Origin of the sequence: Streptomyces globisporus C-1027 (assembly GCF_000261345.2) — a bacterium.
GTDB classification, from domain to species: Bacteria; Actinomycetota; Actinomycetes; order Streptomycetales; family Streptomycetaceae; genus Streptomyces; species Streptomyces pakalii.
The window spans coordinates 3,102,807-3,120,213 of record NZ_CP013738.1 but is presented as its reverse complement, the minus strand read 5'-3'; the positions used below and the strand labels follow the sequence as shown (position 1 = coordinate 3,120,213).

Annotated in this window: 16 protein-coding genes and 1 riboswitch; of the genes, 15 read left to right on the top strand and 1 reads right to left on the bottom strand. The window is 71.9% G+C overall.

Annotation, left to right across the window (positions count from 1 at the left end):
- Window positions 1-30 precede the first annotated feature (30 nt).
- Entirely contained in the window at window positions 31-582 is a 552-nt protein-coding gene (locus WQO_RS13380) for a GNAT family N-acetyltransferase (RefSeq protein WP_058953978.1), read from the bottom strand.
- 101 nt (window positions 583-683) lie between these two features.
- Between WQO_RS13380 and WQO_RS13375 the strand changes: the two genes are divergently transcribed.
- From WQO_RS13375 to WQO_RS13305, 15 genes are all read left to right on the top strand, one after another.
- On the top strand, window positions 684-1,430 hold the full coding sequence (locus tag WQO_RS13375) for a GNAT family N-acetyltransferase (protein ID WP_010059824.1): 747 nt from the start codon (window positions 684-686) through the stop codon (window positions 1,428-1,430).
- Complete coding sequence (locus tag WQO_RS13370; RefSeq protein WP_010059825.1) at window positions 1,427-2,008, top strand: cysteine hydrolase family protein; 582 nt, start codon at window positions 1,427-1,429, stop codon at window positions 2,006-2,008. The genes WQO_RS13375 and WQO_RS13370 overlap by 4 nt, the downstream gene beginning before the upstream one ends.
- Window positions 2,009-2,244: 236 nt before the next feature.
- Window positions 2,245-2,883 carry a hypothetical protein gene (locus WQO_RS13365; protein ID WP_010059826.1) on the top strand — a complete coding sequence of 213 codons (639 nt, stop codon included), beginning with the start codon at window positions 2,245-2,247 and terminating at the stop codon, window positions 2,881-2,883.
- A gap of 56 nt (window positions 2,884-2,939) precedes the next feature.
- Window positions 2,940-4,538: a serine/threonine-protein kinase gene (locus WQO_RS13360; protein ID WP_237274211.1), complete on the top strand. Its 1,599-nt coding sequence runs from the start codon at window positions 2,940-2,942 to the stop codon at window positions 4,536-4,538.
- 153 nt (window positions 4,539-4,691) lie between these two features.
- Window positions 4,692-5,345 carry a SurA N-terminal domain-containing protein gene (locus WQO_RS13355; protein ID WP_010059828.1) on the top strand — a complete coding sequence of 218 codons (654 nt, stop codon included), beginning with the start codon at window positions 4,692-4,694 and terminating at the stop codon, window positions 5,343-5,345.
- A gap of 62 nt (window positions 5,346-5,407) precedes the next feature.
- The gene (locus WQO_RS13350; RefSeq protein WP_010059829.1) at window positions 5,408-6,409 is read left to right on the top strand and encodes a nucleoside triphosphate pyrophosphohydrolase; all 1,002 of its coding nucleotides are present in this window, start codon (window positions 5,408-5,410) and stop codon (window positions 6,407-6,409) included.
- Window positions 6,406-7,719: a cytochrome P450 family protein gene (locus WQO_RS13345; RefSeq protein ID WP_010059832.1), complete on the top strand. Its 1,314-nt coding sequence runs from the start codon at window positions 6,406-6,408 to the stop codon at window positions 7,717-7,719. The genes WQO_RS13350 and WQO_RS13345 overlap by 4 nt, the downstream gene beginning before the upstream one ends.
- 176 nt (window positions 7,720-7,895) lie before the next feature.
- On the top strand, window positions 7,896-8,909 hold the full coding sequence (locus WQO_RS13340; protein WP_010059834.1) for a transglycosylase family protein: 1,014 nt from the start codon (window positions 7,896-7,898) through the stop codon (window positions 8,907-8,909).
- Window positions 8,910-9,197: 288 nt separating this feature from the next.
- Window positions 9,198-9,374: riboswitch (cyclic di-AMP (ydaO/yuaA leader) on the top strand.
- A gap of 5 nt (window positions 9,375-9,379) precedes the next feature.
- The gene (locus WQO_RS13335) at window positions 9,380-10,087 is read left to right on the top strand and encodes a transglycosylase family protein (protein WP_010059836.1); all 708 of its coding nucleotides are present in this window, start codon (window positions 9,380-9,382) and stop codon (window positions 10,085-10,087) included.
- Between the two features lie 323 nt (window positions 10,088-10,410).
- Window positions 10,411-11,691 (top strand): phosphopyruvate hydratase, encoded by a 1,281-nt coding sequence (gene eno / locus WQO_RS13330; protein WP_003968663.1) that lies wholly within the window; start codon window positions 10,411-10,413, stop codon window positions 11,689-11,691.
- Window positions 11,692-11,785: 94 nt separating this feature from the next.
- Window positions 11,786-12,265 carry an FtsB family cell division protein gene (locus tag WQO_RS13325; protein WP_010059840.1) on the top strand — a complete coding sequence of 160 codons (480 nt, stop codon included), beginning with the start codon at window positions 11,786-11,788 and terminating at the stop codon, window positions 12,263-12,265.
- Between the two features lie 48 nt (window positions 12,266-12,313).
- The gene (locus tag WQO_RS13320; protein ID WP_010059841.1) at window positions 12,314-12,928 is read left to right on the top strand and encodes a DUF501 domain-containing protein; all 615 of its coding nucleotides are present in this window, start codon (window positions 12,314-12,316) and stop codon (window positions 12,926-12,928) included.
- On the top strand, window positions 12,925-13,869 hold the full coding sequence (locus WQO_RS13315; protein WP_010059842.1) for a Ppx/GppA phosphatase family protein: 945 nt from the start codon (window positions 12,925-12,927) through the stop codon (window positions 13,867-13,869). Before WQO_RS13320 ends, WQO_RS13315 begins: the two co-directional genes overlap by 4 nt.
- Before the next feature lie 425 nt (window positions 13,870-14,294).
- Window positions 14,295-15,680 (top strand): NAD(P)/FAD-dependent oxidoreductase, encoded by a 1,386-nt coding sequence (locus WQO_RS13310; protein WP_010059843.1) that lies wholly within the window; start codon window positions 14,295-14,297, stop codon window positions 15,678-15,680.
- Window positions 15,681-16,024: 344 nt separating this feature from the next.
- Window positions 16,025-17,344: an SAM-dependent methyltransferase gene (locus tag WQO_RS13305; RefSeq protein WP_010059845.1), complete on the top strand. Its 1,320-nt coding sequence runs from the start codon at window positions 16,025-16,027 to the stop codon at window positions 17,342-17,344.
- Window positions 17,345-17,407: the final 63 nt, after the last annotated feature.

Below are 17,407 nucleotides of genomic sequence, written 5' to 3'. Positions count from 1 at the left end.
CGGCATGCACACCTCACGGTTCCGGCCGGATCACGTCGGCCCGGAAGCGCGTCCGGCCAGCTCCTTGACCAGGAAGCGGGCCGGGTCCGCGACCTCGTGCCGGACGCCGTCGTCGTCGAGATACGCGTACCGGTCCAGGTAGCGGCAGCCGGTCTCCCGGTAGCCGATCCGCAGGTAGAGCGCGGCCGCCCCGTGGTTGTCGTCGTCCACCCCCAGGCCGATCAGGGGGTGGCCGGCGGCCCGGACCCGCTCCTCCACCGCCCGGATCAACGCCGTGCCGATGCCCCGGGACCGCAGCTCCGGTGGCCAGATCCCGAGCCCGTTCAGCTCGGGGCAGCCGGGGAAGCGGGCCTGTACTTCCGGGGCCGCGCAGCCCTGCCACAGGATCTGCGCCGTTCCCACGGGTACGTCGTCGGCCCAGGCGGTCAGGAAGGCGGTGAGCCCCTGCTCCTGACGTTCGAACCGGGCCGCGTGCCGCCGGGTCCGGCCGGGCGAGGGCATGTGCCGCTCCAGCACGTCGAGGTCCGCGGCCAGGCAGGGGCGGATACGTACGGGGGAGACCGGTGGTGGTGTTCTCGTCATGCGGCGAGAGGGTAGCCGGGGCCGTCCGCCGCCTCCGGAGCGCGGCGGCCCACGCCGATATTCGCTGGTCGGAGCGGTGCCGGCTGCCTAAGGTCGCGCGTATGGAGCTGAACATCACCACCCTCGCCGAGCGTCCCGAGCTCGCCGGTGCCCTGGACGAAATGCCGGACACCTGGCCGGAGTTCGTGCTGGAGGACATCGTCGGCTGGGCCAACTTCGCCCGGATCGCCGTCGAGTTCCCCCAGTACGTGCTGGTCGCCACCGACTCCGAGGGTGCCGTGGTCGCCCGCGCCTACAGCGTGCCCTTCGTGCTGGACGCGCCCGGTCGCGGTGAACTGCCCGTCGGCGGCTGGGACCGGATGCTGCTGTGGGCCTTCGCCGACCTGCGGCGCGGGCGCAGGCCCGACACGGTCGGCGCGATCGAGATCACGGTGGCCACCGGCCACCAGGGCAAGGGCATATCGGGCCGGATGCTCGCCGCGATGCGGGACAACGCGCGGCGGCACGGCTTCCGGGAGGTCGTCGCCCCGGTGCGGCCGAGTGGCAAGCACCTTCAGTCCGGCCTGCCGATGGAGCAGTACGCCCGGCTGACCCGGGCCGATGACGGGCTGCCCGAGGACCCCTGGCTGCGGGTCCACGCCCGGGCGGGCGGGACGGTCGACTCGGTTGCCACCGTGTCGATGACGGTGAGCGGTTCGCTCGCGCAGTGGCGGGAATGGACCGGTCTTCCGTTCGACACGGACGGTCCGGTGGAGGTGCCGGGGGCGCTCGTCCCGGTTCACTGCGCGCTCGCCCACGGGTACGCGGTGTACGTCGAGCCCAACGTATGGGTACGGCACCGGCTGTGACGGTGGACCCCGCTTCCGGGACGCCGCCCGCCCCCGCCCTCCTCGTCATCGACATGCAGAACACCCTCGTCGCGATCGCGCACCGCGCGTCCGCCACCGTCGCGGCCGTCGCCGGTCTCCAGGCGCGGGCCAGGGCGGCCGGGGCCCCGGTGGTGTTCGCGCAGCAGCAGGACGAGGAGCTGGAACCGGGGACCGACGGGTGGCGGATCGTGCCCGAACTGGCCCCCGTCGCCGGGGACACCGTCGTACCCAAGGCCGCCCCCGACAGCTTCCTCGGCACGGAGCTGGACGCCGTCCTGCGCGCCCGAGGGGTGACCGAGGTCGTCGGCACCGGGTTCGCCACCGAGATCTGCGTCGAATCCACGGCCCGGCAGGCGTTGAGCCGGGGGTACGACGTGGTGCTCGCCGCGGACGGGCACACCACGTCCGTCCGGCCCGCCGCCTCCGGCCGGTACGCCGCACCGGAGGTGTCCGTCGCGCACCACAACGAGATCTACCGGAACCTCCGTTTCCCGGGGCGCCGGGTGCGCGTCCTGCCCGCGGCCGAGGTCGACTTCGGCCGCGGAACCCCCTCGTGAACAGTTACTCGTCCACCGCCGCCCGGCTGGTCCAGGGGATGTGCGACGGCCTGACGGACGGCACCGTCACGCCCGGATGAGGTGACCGCGCCGGGCCCCCCGGCCGCGGCGGCCGGCCGGGGACGACCGCCGTACACAACGGTGCGGACAACCTTGGGGGCAACCGGGGACAGCCGGTCGGGGGAGGTGTATACGCTCACCCCACACGTCCGACATACGCCTCCCAGGAGCAGCACATGCACGGCTACGGCCCCATGCCGCAGCAGCCGACGACATCGCGGCCGTCCCCGGCGACGCTCACGACGGTGCGCGTGATCCTCGTGGCGCTGACCGTGCTGAGCTGCGGCCTGCTGGGCTGGGCGCCGATGCTGCGGCTCGCGATCGTCACCCGCAGGCCGCGCGACTGGTTCCTGCTGGTGGTCGTGATCGCCCTCAACATCGGGCTGTTCGCCTTCATCATGGCCACCCCGGACGACCCCGACCAGATGTCGGACGCGGCCGCGCTGTTCATGATGCTCTGGATCCTCGGTCTGCTGGCCGGGGTGATCACGTACTACCTGTACGCGGAGATACGGCACTACAACACCCTCGGCGCCCCGGCCCCGTACGGCACGCCCGGGCACCCGGCGCCCCCGCTCCCGTACCAGCAACAGCACGTCGCTCCGCACCAACAGCACCAGCAGCCCCAACCTCAGCAGCACCAGCAGCACCAGCACCAGCAGCACCAGCAGCCCAACCCGTACACCGCGCCGACCACCCCGCCCACCCCCACGCCCGCGCCCCAGCGCCTCGACCAGGTCCGCGCCGAGCTGGACGAGCTGAGCGACTACCTCCGCAAGGAGAACAGGGACAGCAGGGACGGCGAGGGCCGGTGAGCGGGCGGACCATCGCCGACCGCTACGAGCTGGCGGCCATCCTCGGCCAGGGCGGCATGGGCCAGGTGTGGACGGCGTACGACCGGCGCCTGGACCGCCGCGTCGCCGTGAAGCTGCTGCGCCCCGACCGGGTCGCCGGGCCCACCGGCAGCGACGCGGCCGACGAACTGCGCCGCCGGTTCGTCCGCGAGTGCCGGGTCACCGCCCAGGTCGACCACCCGGGCCTGGTCACCGTCCACGACGCGGGCAGCGACGGCGACGACCTCTACCTCGTCATGCAGTACGTCGAGGGCGCCGACCTCGCCGACCATCTGGCCGAGCAGGACCCCTACCCCTGGCCGTGGGCCGTCGCGGTCGCCGCCCAGCTCTGCGCGGTCCTCTGCGCGGTGCACGCCGTGCCGATCGTCCACCGCGACCTCAAGCCCCGGAACGTGATGGTCCGCCCCGACGGCACCGTCACCGTCCTCGACCTCGGCGTCGCCTCCGTCCTCGACACCGACACCACCCGCCTCACCCACACCGGTTCGCCCATCGGGTCCCCGGCCTACATGGCCCCCGAGCAGGCGATGGGCGGCGCGGTCGGCCCGTACACCGACCTGTACGCCCTCGGGGTCCTCCTGCACGAACTCCTCAGCGGTGACGTGCCGTTCGCCGGCTCCACCGCGCTGGGCGTCCTGCACCGCCACCTCTACGAGGCCCCGGTCCCGGTCCGGCAGAAGCGCCCCGAGGTGCCCGTCGCGCTGGAGGCCCTCGTCCTGCGGCTGCTCGCCAAGGACCCGCAGGACAGGCCCGCCTCCGCCCAGGAGGTGTACGAGGAACTGGCCCCGCTGCTGCCGAAGCACGGGACACCCGCCGGGCCGCTCGACCCGACCCGCCCGTTCCTGCGGCCGCACGCCCCCTGGCCGGACCGGGCCGCCACCCCGGCCCCCGTGCCCGCCCCCGCCACCTTCGCCGCGCCGCCGCCGGTCCTGGCCGCGACGCGGCCCACCCTCGGCGGCCCGCCGTCCTTCACCCGGCCCCCGGCCGCCTTCCCCTCCCCGGCCCAGGCCACCCCCGCCCGCCCCACCACCCCGCCGCCCGGCCGGCTGGACGTCGCGCGGGCCGTGGACGAGGTGAAGAAGCTGCTCGGCGAGGGCCGGATCACCCAGGCCGTGGACGTCCTCGGCGCCACCCTCCCGGCCGCCGCGGCCGAGCACGGCGAGCACTCACCGGTCGTCCGCATCCTGCGCAAGCAGTACGCCGCGACGCTCATGGACGACGGGCAGTACCGCCGCGCCCTGCCCGAACTGCGCCGTCTCGCCGAGGACCGCACCGCCGAGGCGGGCCCGGCCGACAGCCAGGCCCTCCAGTTCCGTTACGACGCGGCCCAGTGCCTGGAACAGCTCGGCGAGGCCGGGGCAGCGCTGGTCGAGTACCGCGCGGTCCTCCCGTACTACGAGAACGCCTACGGGCCGATCACCTCCGACCCCGGCCGCGCCCTCGACATCCGGCACCGCATCGGACAGCTGCTCCTGGCGGTCGGCGACCACACCGCGGGCCGGGCCCAGCTCCAGGCGCTGCTGTACGACGCCGAGCGCACCTACGGGCCGCACCACCCGCTGCCCCTGGACCTGCGCCGCCTCCTCAGCCACCAGCGGGACGTCCGCGGCGGCTGACAGCGGCCCCCGGAGCACCGCCCTTCGCGGACCACATCCCCAACTCCTCCCGAATCGTTGGTCGAATCAGTGGCACAGGCCACATCCACTGCCTAACATCGATCACCGCAAGGCTTTGTGCACCGATGCACAAACTCTCCCCGGGAGGCTCCTTTGCACCGCCGTCGTCGCACCGCGCTCTCCGTCCTCGCCGCAACGCTCGTCGCCGCGCCGCTCCTGTCTGCCTGCGGCAACCAGGCCCACCCCGGTGCCGCGGCCGTCGTGGGCGGCGAGCGGATCGAGGTGTCGGCGGTCCAGGAGCGGGCCGCGGAGGTCCGCACCGCCCAGGAGAGCTCCCCGCAGGCCGCCCAGCTGGTGAACAAGTCGGGCCAGCTCAACCGCGCCAAGCTGCACGGGCTGATCTTCGGCCGGATCCTCGACCGCGCCGCCGAGGACGCGGGGGTCACGGTCTCCCGCAAGGAGATCCAGGAGATGCGGCAGGCCAGCCGCGCCCAGCAGGGCGGCGAGGAGCAGTTCGAGGCGATGATGCTCCAGCAGCGCTGGGTGGCCCCGGACCAGATCGACGCCGACATGCGCCAGGAGGTCCAGCTGCCGAAGCTGGCCCGGGCACTCGGCGCGGACCTGGGCACGCCCGCCGGCCAGCAGGTCGTCGGCGAGGCCCTCACCAAGGCGTCGAAGGCCCTCGACATCGACGTCAACCCGCGCTTCGGCACCTGGGACGACCAGAAGATGCAGCTCGGCAACTACAGCGCGCCCTGGATCACCCAGCGCACCGAGTTCACCCCCGAGCAGCCGACGGAGGCCTGACCGGCCCGGGCTGCGCAGGGCGGCCCGTCGGCCGCTCGCGGAGCCGGGGGTAGGTTCGCAGGGTGAACGCCGAAGCCCCCGACACCTCCGTCGAGACCCCCGCCGACCCCGGCCGCATCGTCCTGCTCACCGCCAGCCACCGGGTCGCCCCCGGCCTGCTGTCCTGGCCGGCCTGGCAGACCCTGCACGCCGCCGACCGGGTCCTCACCGCTGACCCGGACCAGCCGCAGCTGCCCTACCTCCGCGAGGCGGGCGTACGCGTCGAACACGTCACGCCCTCCGCGGACGAACTGGTCGCGGACTGCGCGGGCGGCCGGACGGTCGTCGTCCTGACCGGCGGCGAGGGCAACGCCCCCCTCACCGACGGCCTGGCCCGCCTGGGCGGCTCGGGCCGGGTCGCCATGCCGGACCTGGAACTGCTCCCCGGCTCCTACGACCTCCCCGGCGCCCGCCTCCTCGACCTGGTCCAGGTCATGGACCGGATCCGCCGCGCCTGCCCCTGGACCTCGCAGAAGACGCACCGGGGCCTCGCCAAGTACGCCATCGAGGAGGCGTACGAACTGGTCGAGGCGATCGAGGACGGCGACCGGGACGAACTCCGCGAGGAGCTGGGCGACGTCCTGCTCCAGGTCGTCTTCCACGCGCGCATCGCCGAGGAGGACCCCGAGGAGCCCTTTGCCATCGACGACGTCGCGGGCGGCCTCGTCGAGAAGCTGATCCACCGCCACCCGCACGTCTTCGGCGACGAGACCGCCGAGACCCCCGAGGACGTCCACGCGCACTGGCTGCGCACCAAGGCGATCGAGAAGCAGCGCACCTCGGTCACCGAAGGCGTCCCCCTCGGCCAGCCCGGCCTGGCCCTCGCCGCGAAACTCGGCAGCCGGGTCCGCGCAGCCGCCCTCGACGTCCCCCTGCCCACGGGAGACCCCACCGGCGACTCCATCGGCTACGACCTCCTCGCCCTCGCCGTACAGGCCGAGGCGAACGGCACCGACCCGGAGGCCGCGCTGCGCGCGGCGGCCCGGGCGTACCGGGACGCGATCCTGGCGGCGGAGGGCGCGTGAACGACACCCCGGCCTGCCCCCACAGCGCCACCACCCCCGAGGGGGCGGCCCCCGCCCCCGAACTCTTCACCTGGGAGTTCGCCACCGACCCCTACCCCGCCTACGCCTGGCTCCGCGAGCACCGCCCCGTGCACCGCACCGCGCTGCCCAGCGGGGTCGAGGCCTGGCTCGTGACCCGGTACGGGGATGCCCGGCAGGCGCTCGCCGACGCGAGGCTCTCCAAGAACCCCGCCAACCACGCCGAGTCGCCGCACGCCAAGGGGAAGACGGGGATCCCGGGGGAGCGCAAGGCGGAGCTGATGACGCATCTGCTCAATATCGACCCGCCGGACCACACCCGGCTGCGCCGGCTCGTGTCCAAGGCGTTCACCCCGCGCCGGGTCGCGGAGTTCGCGCCCCGCGTGCAGGAGCTGACGGACCAGCTCATCGACGGCTTCATCGAGGAGGGGAAGGCTGATCTGATCCATGACTTCGCCTTCCCCCTCCCCATCTACGCCATCTGCGACCTGCTCGGCGTCCCCCGCGAGGACCAGGACGACTTCCGGGACTGGGCGGGCATGATGATCCGGCACGGGGGCGGGCCGCGCGGCGGGGTCGCCCGGTCGGTGAAGAAGATGCGCGGCTATCTCGCCGAACTCATCCACCGTAAAAGGGAGAATCCCGGCGACGACCTGATCTCCGGGCTGATCCGGGCCAGCGACCACGGCGAGCACCTCACGGAGAACGAGGCGGCCGCGATGGCGTTCATCCTCCTCTTCGCCGGCTTCGAGACGACCGTGAACCTGATCGGGAACGGCACCTACGCCCTGCTGCGCCACCCCGAGCAGCGGGCCGCGCTGCAAGCCTCTCTGCACGCGGGGGAGAGCGGCCTGCTGGCCACCGGGATCGAGGAACTCCTCCGGTTCGACGGGCCGGTCGAGATGGCGACCTGGCGGTATGCCACCGAGCCGCTGACCCTGGGCGGCGAGGAGATCGCCGCCGGGGACCCTGTCCTGGTCGTGCTCGCGGCCGCCGACCGGGATCCGGAGCGGTTCACGGATCCGGACGTTCTGGACCTTGCGCGGAGTGACAATCAGCACCTCGGTTACGGGCACGGCATCCACTACTGCCTGGGGGCGCCGCTGGCCCGGCTCGAAGGGCAGACCGCGCTGGCCACGCTCCTGAAGCGCCTTCCTGACCTGCGACTTGCCGAGGAAGCGACCGATTTGCGCTGGCGCGGCGGGCTCATCATGCGCGGACTGCGCACCCTTCCGGTCGCGTTCGAACCGGGAATCCGTTCCGAAGAAAGTGACAGGCTGTCAACTCTGTGACTTTCACGTGATCTGCGCTGCATCGACTTGTGACACACGTTCGAGTCCCGCTAGGTTCACGGTTCGACGCGTCGGTCGCACCTTGCTCACGCGTCACTTGTGCGCCGACGCAAGCACGGAATTCCGCTGCGCGGCGCTCAGGTCACTCGCTTGTCAGTCGCACGGAAGGCATACCCATGGGCTCCGCGAACGGCAGACACCGCCGCCCTCGCCAGGCACCCGCCATCGTCGTCGCCGCAGGGGTGACGGGATCGGCCATCGCCATCCCGCTGCTCGGGGCGAGCGGCGCGACCGCTGCCGAGGCCACCACCTGGGACCGGGTCGCGGAGTGCGAGAGCGGCGGAATGTGGAGCGCCGACCTCGGCAACGGCTACTACGGCGGGCTCCAGTTGTCGCAGGAGACCTGGTCGGCCTACGGCGGTACGGAGTTCGCGTCCCGCGCCGACCTCGCCAGCCGGTCGCAGCAGATCTCCGTCGCCGAGAAGGTCCTGGACGACCAGGGCCCCAAGGCGTGGCCGAGCTGTGCGGTGATCTCGGGTCTCGCGGTGGACGGCAGCCTGCCGGGCGTCGACCCGGGCACCTCGCCCGCACCCGACCCGACGACCACCCCGACCGACGAAGCAGACGCACCCGACGAAGCGGATGAATCCGGCAAGTCCGGTGAAGCCGATGAGTCCGGCAAGGGTGACGAGAGCGGCAAGGGTGAGAAGGGTGACCCGGCGGACAAGGGTGACAGCGCTGACGCGGAGAAGGGCGGCGAAACCCCCGACTCCTCGGTGACGCCCTCCACTCCGCCCTCCTCCGAGGCCCCCGACGCCACCGACCCCTCGAAGGGCAAGGGCGGCAAGCACCGCGGCACCCCCGCGCCCGAGGAGGCCGGAGCGGGCCAGGAGGACGGCCCGCGCGGATCCGGCCGGCACGCCTCGCGCGACGGCGACGCCCGGGACGGCGGCGCGGCGACCGGCGGCGCGTACACGGTGCAGCCTGGCGACAACCTCTGGGCCATCGCCGACGCCCAGGAACTCCCCGACGGCTGGACCGGTCTCTACGAGGCCAACAAGGACCTCCTGGGCTCAGACCCGGACCTGATCCTGCCCGGCCAGAACCTGGATCTGGGCCTGGACCAGGCCGCGCCCGAAGGTGCCGAAGAGCCTGCCGAGGAGTCCGCCGAGGCGCCTGCCGCCAACTGAACCAATTCGGGAAAATGCCCCGAAAATAGAGGCAGTTAAGAGACCTATGTCCACTTTGCGTAAGTGAGACATGGGTCTCTTTGCTTCAACTCGCGCACCCCTTCCGGCCCATTCGTACACATCGCCCCCGACCTGCGGAAACGGCCCACGGGCCGCCGCGAGTTCGGGCTGATTGCCCCCTATGTCCATCTTTGAATGTCGGGGTTGCCTGTGTTTACGGTCTAAGCCGCTCGCACCGCGGGCCCCGTCGACCGTCACGCCGAATCCTGCCGTCGGTCGAAGGGAACAGACGCGTAAGCGCCGTAGGCAGGAGCGGGGGACCCAGGTAAGCCGCCGGGTCCGCACAGCCCCTCCAGGGGGTGTACGGGACCGGCTAGGGGTGAAGCCGTGCGCAAGGTCGCACGGCCGGGCAACTCATCAGCCCGAACCCGACAGCTCACCTCGTAGGCGTCGGTGAGGAGATTCGTTCCATGCTGCTGAACAGCAAGGGCAAGCACCGCCGCCCGTCCAAGGCCGCCCGTATCGCCACCCTCGCGGGTGTCACCGGTGCCGCCGTCGCCGTCCCGCTGATGGGCGCGACCAACGCTTCCGCCGCCTCCGTCGAGACCTGGGACGCCGTCGCCCAGTGCGAGTCCGGCGGCAACTGGTCCATCAACACCGGCAACGGCTACTACGGCGGACTGCAGTTCTCGCAGTCCAGCTGGGCCGCCGCCGGCGGTACGCAGTACGCCTCGCGCGCCGATCTGGCCTCCAAGGACCAGCAGATCGCCACCGCCGAGAAGCTTCTCGACCTGCAGGGCCCGGGCGCCTGGGCCTGCGCCGGTGCCGGCGGCCTCACCAACGACGGTGTGGACCCGGGCGTGAACCCCGGCGGCTCCGGCCAGGCCGAGAGCAAGCCCGAGCAGGCGCAGCCCGAGCGTGAGGCCGAGCGGCCCACCACGCGCAGCGAGCAGCGCGAGGCCCCCAAGGCCGAGAGCAAGAAGACCGTCACCACCCCGACCGGCGACAAGGTCAAGAAGGGCGACGGCGAGTACAAGGTCAAGGCCGGCGACACCCTGAGCAAGATCGCTCAGAAGGAAGACGTCAAGGGCGGCTGGAGCAAGCTCTTCAAGCTCAACGACGACATCGTCGAGGACGCGAACCTGATCTTCCCGGGTCAGCAGCTCCACCTGAAGTAATCGCCGTCTCTCCTCCCCGGGGGGAGGGTGTCCGGCGGCACTCTCCCTCGCACGGCTTCCCGGCCCGGCGCGCTCTTCCCCCCAGCGCGCCGGGCCGGGTTCTTCGTGGCCGGCGCGCGTCCGGGGGCCCGTATGCGTTCACCTCTTGTTGTTACCGCTCAGTAGATTTCTAGAGTTCTGCCCCGATATGCAGGCCCTTGGGTCCTTTTTCGTCCCAGGAGGCGGGCGGGCGGCCGACGGACGCGGCCGGGCCGGATAGGCTCGGGTCGCAAGGCCACAGTGACCCTGCACAACCAGTGTCAGATCCCAGAAGGAGATGCCTCGTGCCGTCCATCGACGTCGTCGTAGCCAGGGAAATCCTCGACTCCCGGGGCAACCCCACGGTCGAGGTCGAGGTCGGCCTCGACGACGGCAGCACGGGCCGTGCTGCCGTTCCGTCCGGCGCCTCCACCGGTGCGTTCGAGGCCATCGAGCTTCGCGACGGTGACCCCAACCGCTACCAGGGCAAGGGCGTCGAGAAGGCCGTCCTCGCCGTCATCGAGCAGATCGGCCCGGAGCTCGTCGGGTACGACGCCACCGAGCAGCGCCTCATCGACCAGGCGATGTTCGACCTGGACGCCACCGAGAACAAGGCCTCGCTCGGTGCGAACGCCATCCTCGGCGTCTCGCTGGCCGTCGCGCACGCCGCCTCCGAGGCGTCCGACCTGCCGCTCTTCCGCTACCTCGGCGGCCCGAACGCGCACCTGCTGCCCGTTCCGATGATGAACATCCTGAACGGCGGGTCGCACGCCGACTCCAACGTGGACATCCAGGAGTTCATGATCGCCCCGATCGGCGCGGAGTCCTTCTCCGAGGCCCTGCGCTGGGGCGCGGAGATCTACCACACGCTGAAGAAGGTCCTGAAGACCAAGGGCCTGTCCACCGGACTCGGCGACGAGGGCGGCTTCGCCCCGAACCTGGAGTCCAACCGCGCCGCCCTGGACCTCATCGTCGAGGCCATCAAGGAGGCGGGTTACGTCCCGGGCCGCGACATCGCGCTCGCGCTCGACGTCGCCGCGTCCGAGTTCTACAAGGACGGCGTCTACGAGTTCGAGGGCAAGTCCCGCTCGGCCGCCGAGATGACCGAGTACTACGAGGAGCTCGTCTCCGCGTACCCGCTGGTCTCCATCGAGGACCCGCTGTACGAGGACGACTGGGCCGGCTGGAAGGTCATCACCGACCGCATCGGCGCCAAGGTGCAGATCGTCGGCGACGACCTCTTCGTCACCAACCCCGAGCGCCTGGCCCGTGGCATCGAGGAGGGCTCCGCCAACGCCCTGCTCGTCAAGGTCAACCAGATCGGTTCGCTGACCGAGACCCTGGACGCCGTCGAGCTGGCCCAGCGCAACGGCTTCAAGTGCATGATGTCGCACCGCTCCGGCGAGACCGAGGACGTCACCATCGCCGATCTCGCCGTCGCCGTGAACTGCGGCCAGATCAAGACCGGCGCCCCGGCCCGCTCGGACCGCGTCGCCAAGTACAACCAGCTGCTGCGCATCGAGGAGATCCTCGACGACGCCGCGGTGTACGCGGGCCGCTCCGCCTTCCCGCGCTTCAAGGGCTGACCCGCAGCGCCAAGTCGGTGGCCTCCGCCCGTCCCCGCACCCGGTCCCGTACCGTGTGCGGGGACGGACGTATGTGACGGGGAGGCGGGGAGACATGGCCGGCAAGGACCGTGACCGGTTCTCCACCGCGACCAGGCTGCGGCTGCTCGGCGAGCAGACCGCGGCCCGTGTGTACCGGTCGCAGAACCGCCGCCAGGCCCGCCGCTCCCGGCTCACCGGCCGGGCCGCGTTCCTGGCGCTGGTCGTCTGCTCCCTGGTGGTGGCGCTCGCCTACCCGATGCGGCAGTACGTCTCCCAGCGCGACGAGATCGCCGAGCAGGAACGGCTCTCGCAGGAGGCCGAGCGGCGCACCGAGGAGCTGCGGGACGAGAAGGCGCGGCTCCAGGACGACGCGTACATCATGCGCCTGGCCCGCCAGCACCTCCATTACGTCCTTCCCGGGGAGACCGGCTACACCGTGGCCGACCCCGACGCGGCGAAGGACCGTCGGTCGGAGCCCGGTGCGAGCGACCGTCCCTGGCACTCCAACCTCTGGGACGGCGTGGACAGCGCCGACCGTGACGACCGCGGCTGACCGACCCGCGACCCCCCTTTACGAGCTTCGAGCAGAACCAAGGCAGGCATGGAAACGCCCCCTCCGCAGACCGAGTCCACCCAGCCCACCGACGCGGACATCGCCGCGTTCGAGCAGCAGCTCGGCCGCCCGCCGCGCGGTCTGCGCGCCATCGCGCACCGCTGCCCGTGCGGCAACCCGGACGTGGTGGAGACCCAGCCCCGTCTGGAGGACGGCACGCCGTTCCCGACGACGTACTACCTGACCTGCCCCCGGGCGGCCTCGGCGATCGGCACGCTGGAGGCCAACGGGGTCATGAAGGAGATGACGGCCCGTCTGGGGACCGACCCGGAGCTGGCGAAGGCCTACCGGGCCGCCCACGAGGACTACATCACCCGCCGCGACGCCATCGAGGTCCTGGAGGGCTTCCCGAGCGCGGGCGGCATGCCGGACCGGGTGAAGTGCCTGCACGTCCTGGTGGGCCACTCGCTGGCAGCCGGGCCCGGCGTGAACCCGCTGGGCGACGAGGCCATCGCGATGCTGCCCGAGTGGTGGGCCAAGGGCCCCTGCGTCGCGCCGTGCGCGCCGACGGGCGAGGGCGACGGCTGGACGGTCGACGAGAGCGACGAGGGCCACTTCGCCTTCCGCCCGCTCGACGGCCCCGCCGACGGGAAGGGCGCATGACCCGGGTCGCCGCCGTCGACTGCGGCACCAACTCCATCCGGCTGCTGGTCGCCGACGTGGACCCCGCCACCGGCTCCTTCACCGAGCTGGACCGGCGGATGACGATCGTCCGCCTCGGCCAGGGCGTCGACCGGACCGGCCGGCTCGCCCCCGAGGCGCTGGAGCGGACGTTCGCGGCCTGCCGTGAGTACGCCGCCGTGATCGAGGAGCTGGGCGCGGAACGGGTCCGCTTCGTCGCCACCTCCGCCTCCCGCGACGCCGAGAACAGCGCCGACTTCGTGGCCGGGGTGCGGGACATCCTGGGCGTCGAGCCCGAGGTGATCACCGGCGACCAGGAGGCCCAGCTCTCCTTCGACGGGGCCACCAAGGAGCTGGCCGGCAGCGACCGTCTGACGAAGCCGTATCTGGTCGTCGACATCGGCGGCGGCTCCACCGAGTTCGTCCTCGGCTCGGACGAGGTGGAGGCGGCCCGGTCCGTCGACATCGGCTGCGTACGGATGACGGAGCGTCACCTCGTCGTGGACGGGGCCGTCGTGGACCCGCCGAGCCACGAGCGCGCCGCCGCGATCCGTGCGGACATCGACGCCGCCCTCGACGTCGCCGAGAGGACCGTGCCGCTCACCGGCGCGGGCACGCTCGTCGGCCTCGCGGGCACCGTCACCACGGTCGCCGGGATCGCGCTGGAGCTGGCGGAGTACGACTCCGGTGCCATCCACCACTCCCGGGTCTCCCGGGGCCAGGTCCGCGCGATCACCGAGCACCTGCTGCGCTCGAAGCACGAGGAGCGCGCCGCGATCCCCGTGATGCACCCGGGCCGGATCGACGTGATCGGCGCCGGGGCGCTCGTCCTGCTCGCGGTGATGGAGCGGACGGGAGCCCACGAGGTCGTCGTGAGCGAACACGACATCCTGGACGGGATCGCGTGGAGTGCGGCCGTCTGACCGCCCCCGCTCAATCGCTTCGTCACCTGCACCTTTGAGCCGCCCACCGGCTTCGGTGGGCCGCTCGGGGGACCCCTTCCGGGACACGCGGCGAGAAAGTTCGTGAACTTCTTCACAAGGAATTGGCCTCTGTCGGGCGCAGTTCGTGCCCCGTACGCCCCTGTGGGGCACTCCCGAGGTTCTGGGGGAGCGTCGCGGGCGCGTTCCCGGGGTGTTACGGCCGGGTGAAAGAGGGGGGTGCTTCACCCCGCCCGAAGGGCCAAGGTCCAGCTCACAAGCGGTGAACAACGTTTCCCGCGGTGTCGTGGTTCCCTTTCGTGCCCATGACCTGGGTCACGCGGGCGGCGAAGTGTAGCAGAGGGTCGGTCAATCCTTGTGAAGGGGCTCACGAGCACCCCCCTGGGGCGGGGTGGATACTCGATGGCATGAGCACCACGGAGCGTCCCAGGATCCTCGTTGTAGGCGGTGGGTACGTAGGCCTGTACGCAGCTCGTCGCATTCTGAAGAAGATGCGATACGGAGAGGCGACCGTCACGGTCGTCGACCCGCGGTCGTACATGACGTACCAGCCCTTCCTCCCCGAAGCTGCCGCCGGCAGCATCTCGCCTCGGCATGTCGTCGTCCCGCTGCGACGCGTGCTGCCCAAGGCTGAGGTTCTCACCGGTCGTGTCACGACCATCGACCAGGACCGCAAGGTCGCCACGGTCGCGCCGCTCGTCGGCGAGGCCTACGAGCTGCCCTTCGACTACCTGGTCATCGCGATGGGCGCGGTCTCCCGCACCTTCCCGATCCCCGGCCTCGCCGAGCAGGGCATCGGCATGAAGGGCGTCGAGGAGGCCATCGGCCTGCGCAACCACGTCCTGGAGCAGCTGGACAAGGCCGACTCCACGACCGACGAGGACGTCCGCCGCAAGGCGCTGACGTTCGTCTTCGTGGGCGGCGGCTTCGCCGGCGCGGAGACCATCGGCGAGGTCGAGGACATGGCCCGCGACGCGGCGAAGTACTACACCAGCGTGAAGCGCGAGGACATGCGCTTCATCCTCGTCGACGCCGCCGACAAGATCCTTCCCGAGGTCGGCCCGAAGCTGGGCACCTACGGCAAGGAGCACCTGGAGAGCCGCGGTGTGGAGATCTACCTCTCCACCTCGATGGACTCCTGCGTCGACGGCCACGTGGTCCTGAAGAACGGCCTGGAGGTCGACTCCAGCACCATCGTGTGGACCGCCGGTGTGAAGCCGAACCCGGCGCTGGCCCGCTTCGGCCTGCCGCTCGGCCCCCGCGGCCACGTGGACACCTCGGAGAAGCTCCAGGTGCAGGGCACCGACTACATCTGGGCCGCGGGCGACAACGCCCAGGTGCCGGACATGGTCGGCCGCCGCGCCGGCAACCCGAACGCCTGGTGCCCGCCCAACGCCCAGCACGCGCTGCGTCAGGCGAAGGTCCTCGGCGACAACGTGATCTCCGGCATGCGGGGCTTCCCGCAGAAGGAGTACAGCCACGCCAACAAGGGTGCGGTCGCCGGTCTCGGCCTGCACAAGGGCGTCGCGATGATCGTCATGGGCAAGGTGAAGATCAAGCTCAAGGGCCGTCTCGCCTGGTACATGCACCGCGGCTACCACGGCATGGCCATGCCGACCTGGAACCGCAAGATCCGGATCTTCGCCGACTGGACGCTGGCGATGTTCCTCAAGCGCGAGGTCGTCTCGCTCGGCGCCATGGAGACGCCGCGCGAGGAGTTCTACGAGGCCGCCAAGCCGGCCCCGGCTCCGGCCGCCGCCAAGCCCGAGGGCGAGAAGGCCAAGGCCTCCTGACCCTCCGGTGACCCGCTCCGCGAGGAGCGCTCCGTACGACGCCCGAAGGGGCCGTCCGCCATCCGTGGTGCGGACGGCCCCTTCGGCGTACCCGGGCGCGGGTCCGGGCCGGGGCCCGGCGGGCGGTGGTGGCCCGGCCCCGCCGATGTGGGTGGGGCATACACGCACTTTGCCCGTTCGTTGCCCGGTAGCGGGATGACGGAGTGTGCGGGAAGAGTTGACGCAGGTGTACCTCGCGACGGCGCCCGGGGTGTCGCGGCGGGGTTGCGAGCATGTCTGTTGCCAGTGCTCGTCGATCTTGTGCTTGCTGTGCTTGTCGGGGAAACACCACGGAGGTGTGCGCCATGGCAGACGCCGCGTCGCGGCTGACCGCTCTCGCCGAGGAGTTGCTCTCGGAACCCCTGCCGGTCCGGATCCGGGCCTGGGACGGCAGCGAGTCGGGGCCGCCCGACGCCCCGGCCCTCGTGATCCGCCACCGCCGCGCCCTGCGCCGCCTCCTGTGGAAGCCCGGCGAACTGGGCCTGGCCCGCGCCTGGGTGGCCGGGGAGATCGACGTCGAGGGCGATCTGTACGAGGTCCTCGACCGGATCGCCGGGCTGCTCTGGGACCGCGGCGCCGACGCCAAGGACGCCGTCCCCCCGGTCCGCGACCCGAAGGTCCGCGCCTTCGCCCGCGGCCTCCTCGGCCTCGCCGGGCCCTGGCCGCCGCCCGCCCCGCCCGCCGAGGAGGTGCGCCGCCGCACCGGCCCGCTGCACACCAGACGCCGGGACAAGGAGGCCATCAGCCACCACTACGACGTCGGCAACGACTTCTACGCCCTGGTGCTCGGTCCCTCCATGGTCTATTCCTGCGCCTACTGGCAGGACGGCGGAACCCTGGAGGAGGCCCAGCGCGACAAGCTCGACCTGGTCTGCCGCAAGCTCGGCCTGAAGGAGGGCGACCGGCTCCTGGACGTCGGCTGCGGCTGGGGCTCGATGGCCATCCACGCCGCCCGCCACTACGGGGCCCGGGGCACCGGCATCACCCTCTCCCGGGAACAGGCCGCCCACGCCCGTAAGCGCATCGCCGAGGAGGGCCTGACCGACCGGATCGAGATCCGCGTCCAGGACTACCGGGACGTCCGCGACGGCCCGTACGACGCGATCTCCTCCATCGGCATGGCCGAGCACGTCGGCTCGGTCCGCTACCGCGAGTACGCCGAGGACCTCTACGCCCTCCTCAAGCCCGGCGGCCGCCTCCTGAACCACCAGATCGCCCGCCGCCCCGAACGGGACGAGGACGCGTACCACATCGACGCGTTCATCGACGCCTACGTCTTCCCCGACGGCGAACTCGCCCCGGTCGGCCGCACCCTGGCCACCCTGGAGGAGGCCGGCTTCGAGGCCCGGGACGTCGAGGCGCTGCGCGAGCACTACGCGCTGACCCTGCGCCAGTGGGTGGCCAACCTGGAGCGGCACTGGGAGCAGGCGGTACGCGCCACCTCCCCGGGCCGGGCCCGGGTCTGGCGGCTCTACATGGCGGCCTCGGCGCTCTCCTTCGAGCACAACAAGATCGGCGTCAACCAGATCCTCGCGGTGCGCCCGCTGGACGGCGGCGGCTCCCGGCTGCCGCTGCGCGCCCGCGCGTGGACGGAGACCGCCGAGGACACGGACACGGACGCCTGACCCGTACGCGTACGGCACGGGCGAGGGGCCGGTGCTCCGCTCCCCAGCGGTGCACCGGCCCCT

What these genes read in the sequence shown, in the direction of transcription:
- WQO_RS13305 (WP_010059845.1), top strand. Translation starts at nt 16,025, where the DNA reads ATGGCAGACGCCGCGTCGCGGCTGACCGCTCTCGCCGAGGAGTTGCTC.
- WQO_RS13325 (WP_010059840.1), top strand. Translation starts at nt 11,786, where the DNA reads ATGGCCGGCAAGGACCGTGACCGGTTCTCCACCGCGACCAGGCTGCGG.
- WQO_RS13310 (WP_010059843.1), top strand. Translation starts at nt 14,295, where the DNA reads ATGAGCACCACGGAGCGTCCCAGGATCCTCGTTGTAGGCGGTGGGTAC.
- WQO_RS13315 (WP_010059842.1), top strand. Translation starts at nt 12,925, where the DNA reads ATGACCCGGGTCGCCGCCGTCGACTGCGGCACCAACTCCATCCGGCTG.
- WQO_RS13375 (WP_010059824.1), top strand. Translation starts at nt 684, where the DNA reads ATGGAGCTGAACATCACCACCCTCGCCGAGCGTCCCGAGCTCGCCGGT.
- WQO_RS13360 (WP_237274211.1), top strand. Translation starts at nt 2,940, where the DNA reads ATGGGCCAGGTGTGGACGGCGTACGACCGGCGCCTGGACCGCCGCGTC.
- WQO_RS13365 (WP_010059826.1), top strand. Translation starts at nt 2,245, where the DNA reads ATGCACGGCTACGGCCCCATGCCGCAGCAGCCGACGACATCGCGGCCG.
- WQO_RS13320 (WP_010059841.1), top strand. Translation starts at nt 12,314, where the DNA reads ATGGAAACGCCCCCTCCGCAGACCGAGTCCACCCAGCCCACCGACGCG.
- WQO_RS13340 (WP_010059834.1), top strand. Translation starts at nt 7,896, where the DNA reads ATGGGCTCCGCGAACGGCAGACACCGCCGCCCTCGCCAGGCACCCGCC.
- WQO_RS13380 (WP_058953978.1), bottom strand. Translation starts at nt 582, where the DNA reads ATGACGAGAACACCACCACCGGTCTCCCCCGTACGTATCCGCCCCTGC.
- WQO_RS13335 (WP_010059836.1), top strand. Translation starts at nt 9,380, where the DNA reads ATGCTGCTGAACAGCAAGGGCAAGCACCGCCGCCCGTCCAAGGCCGCC.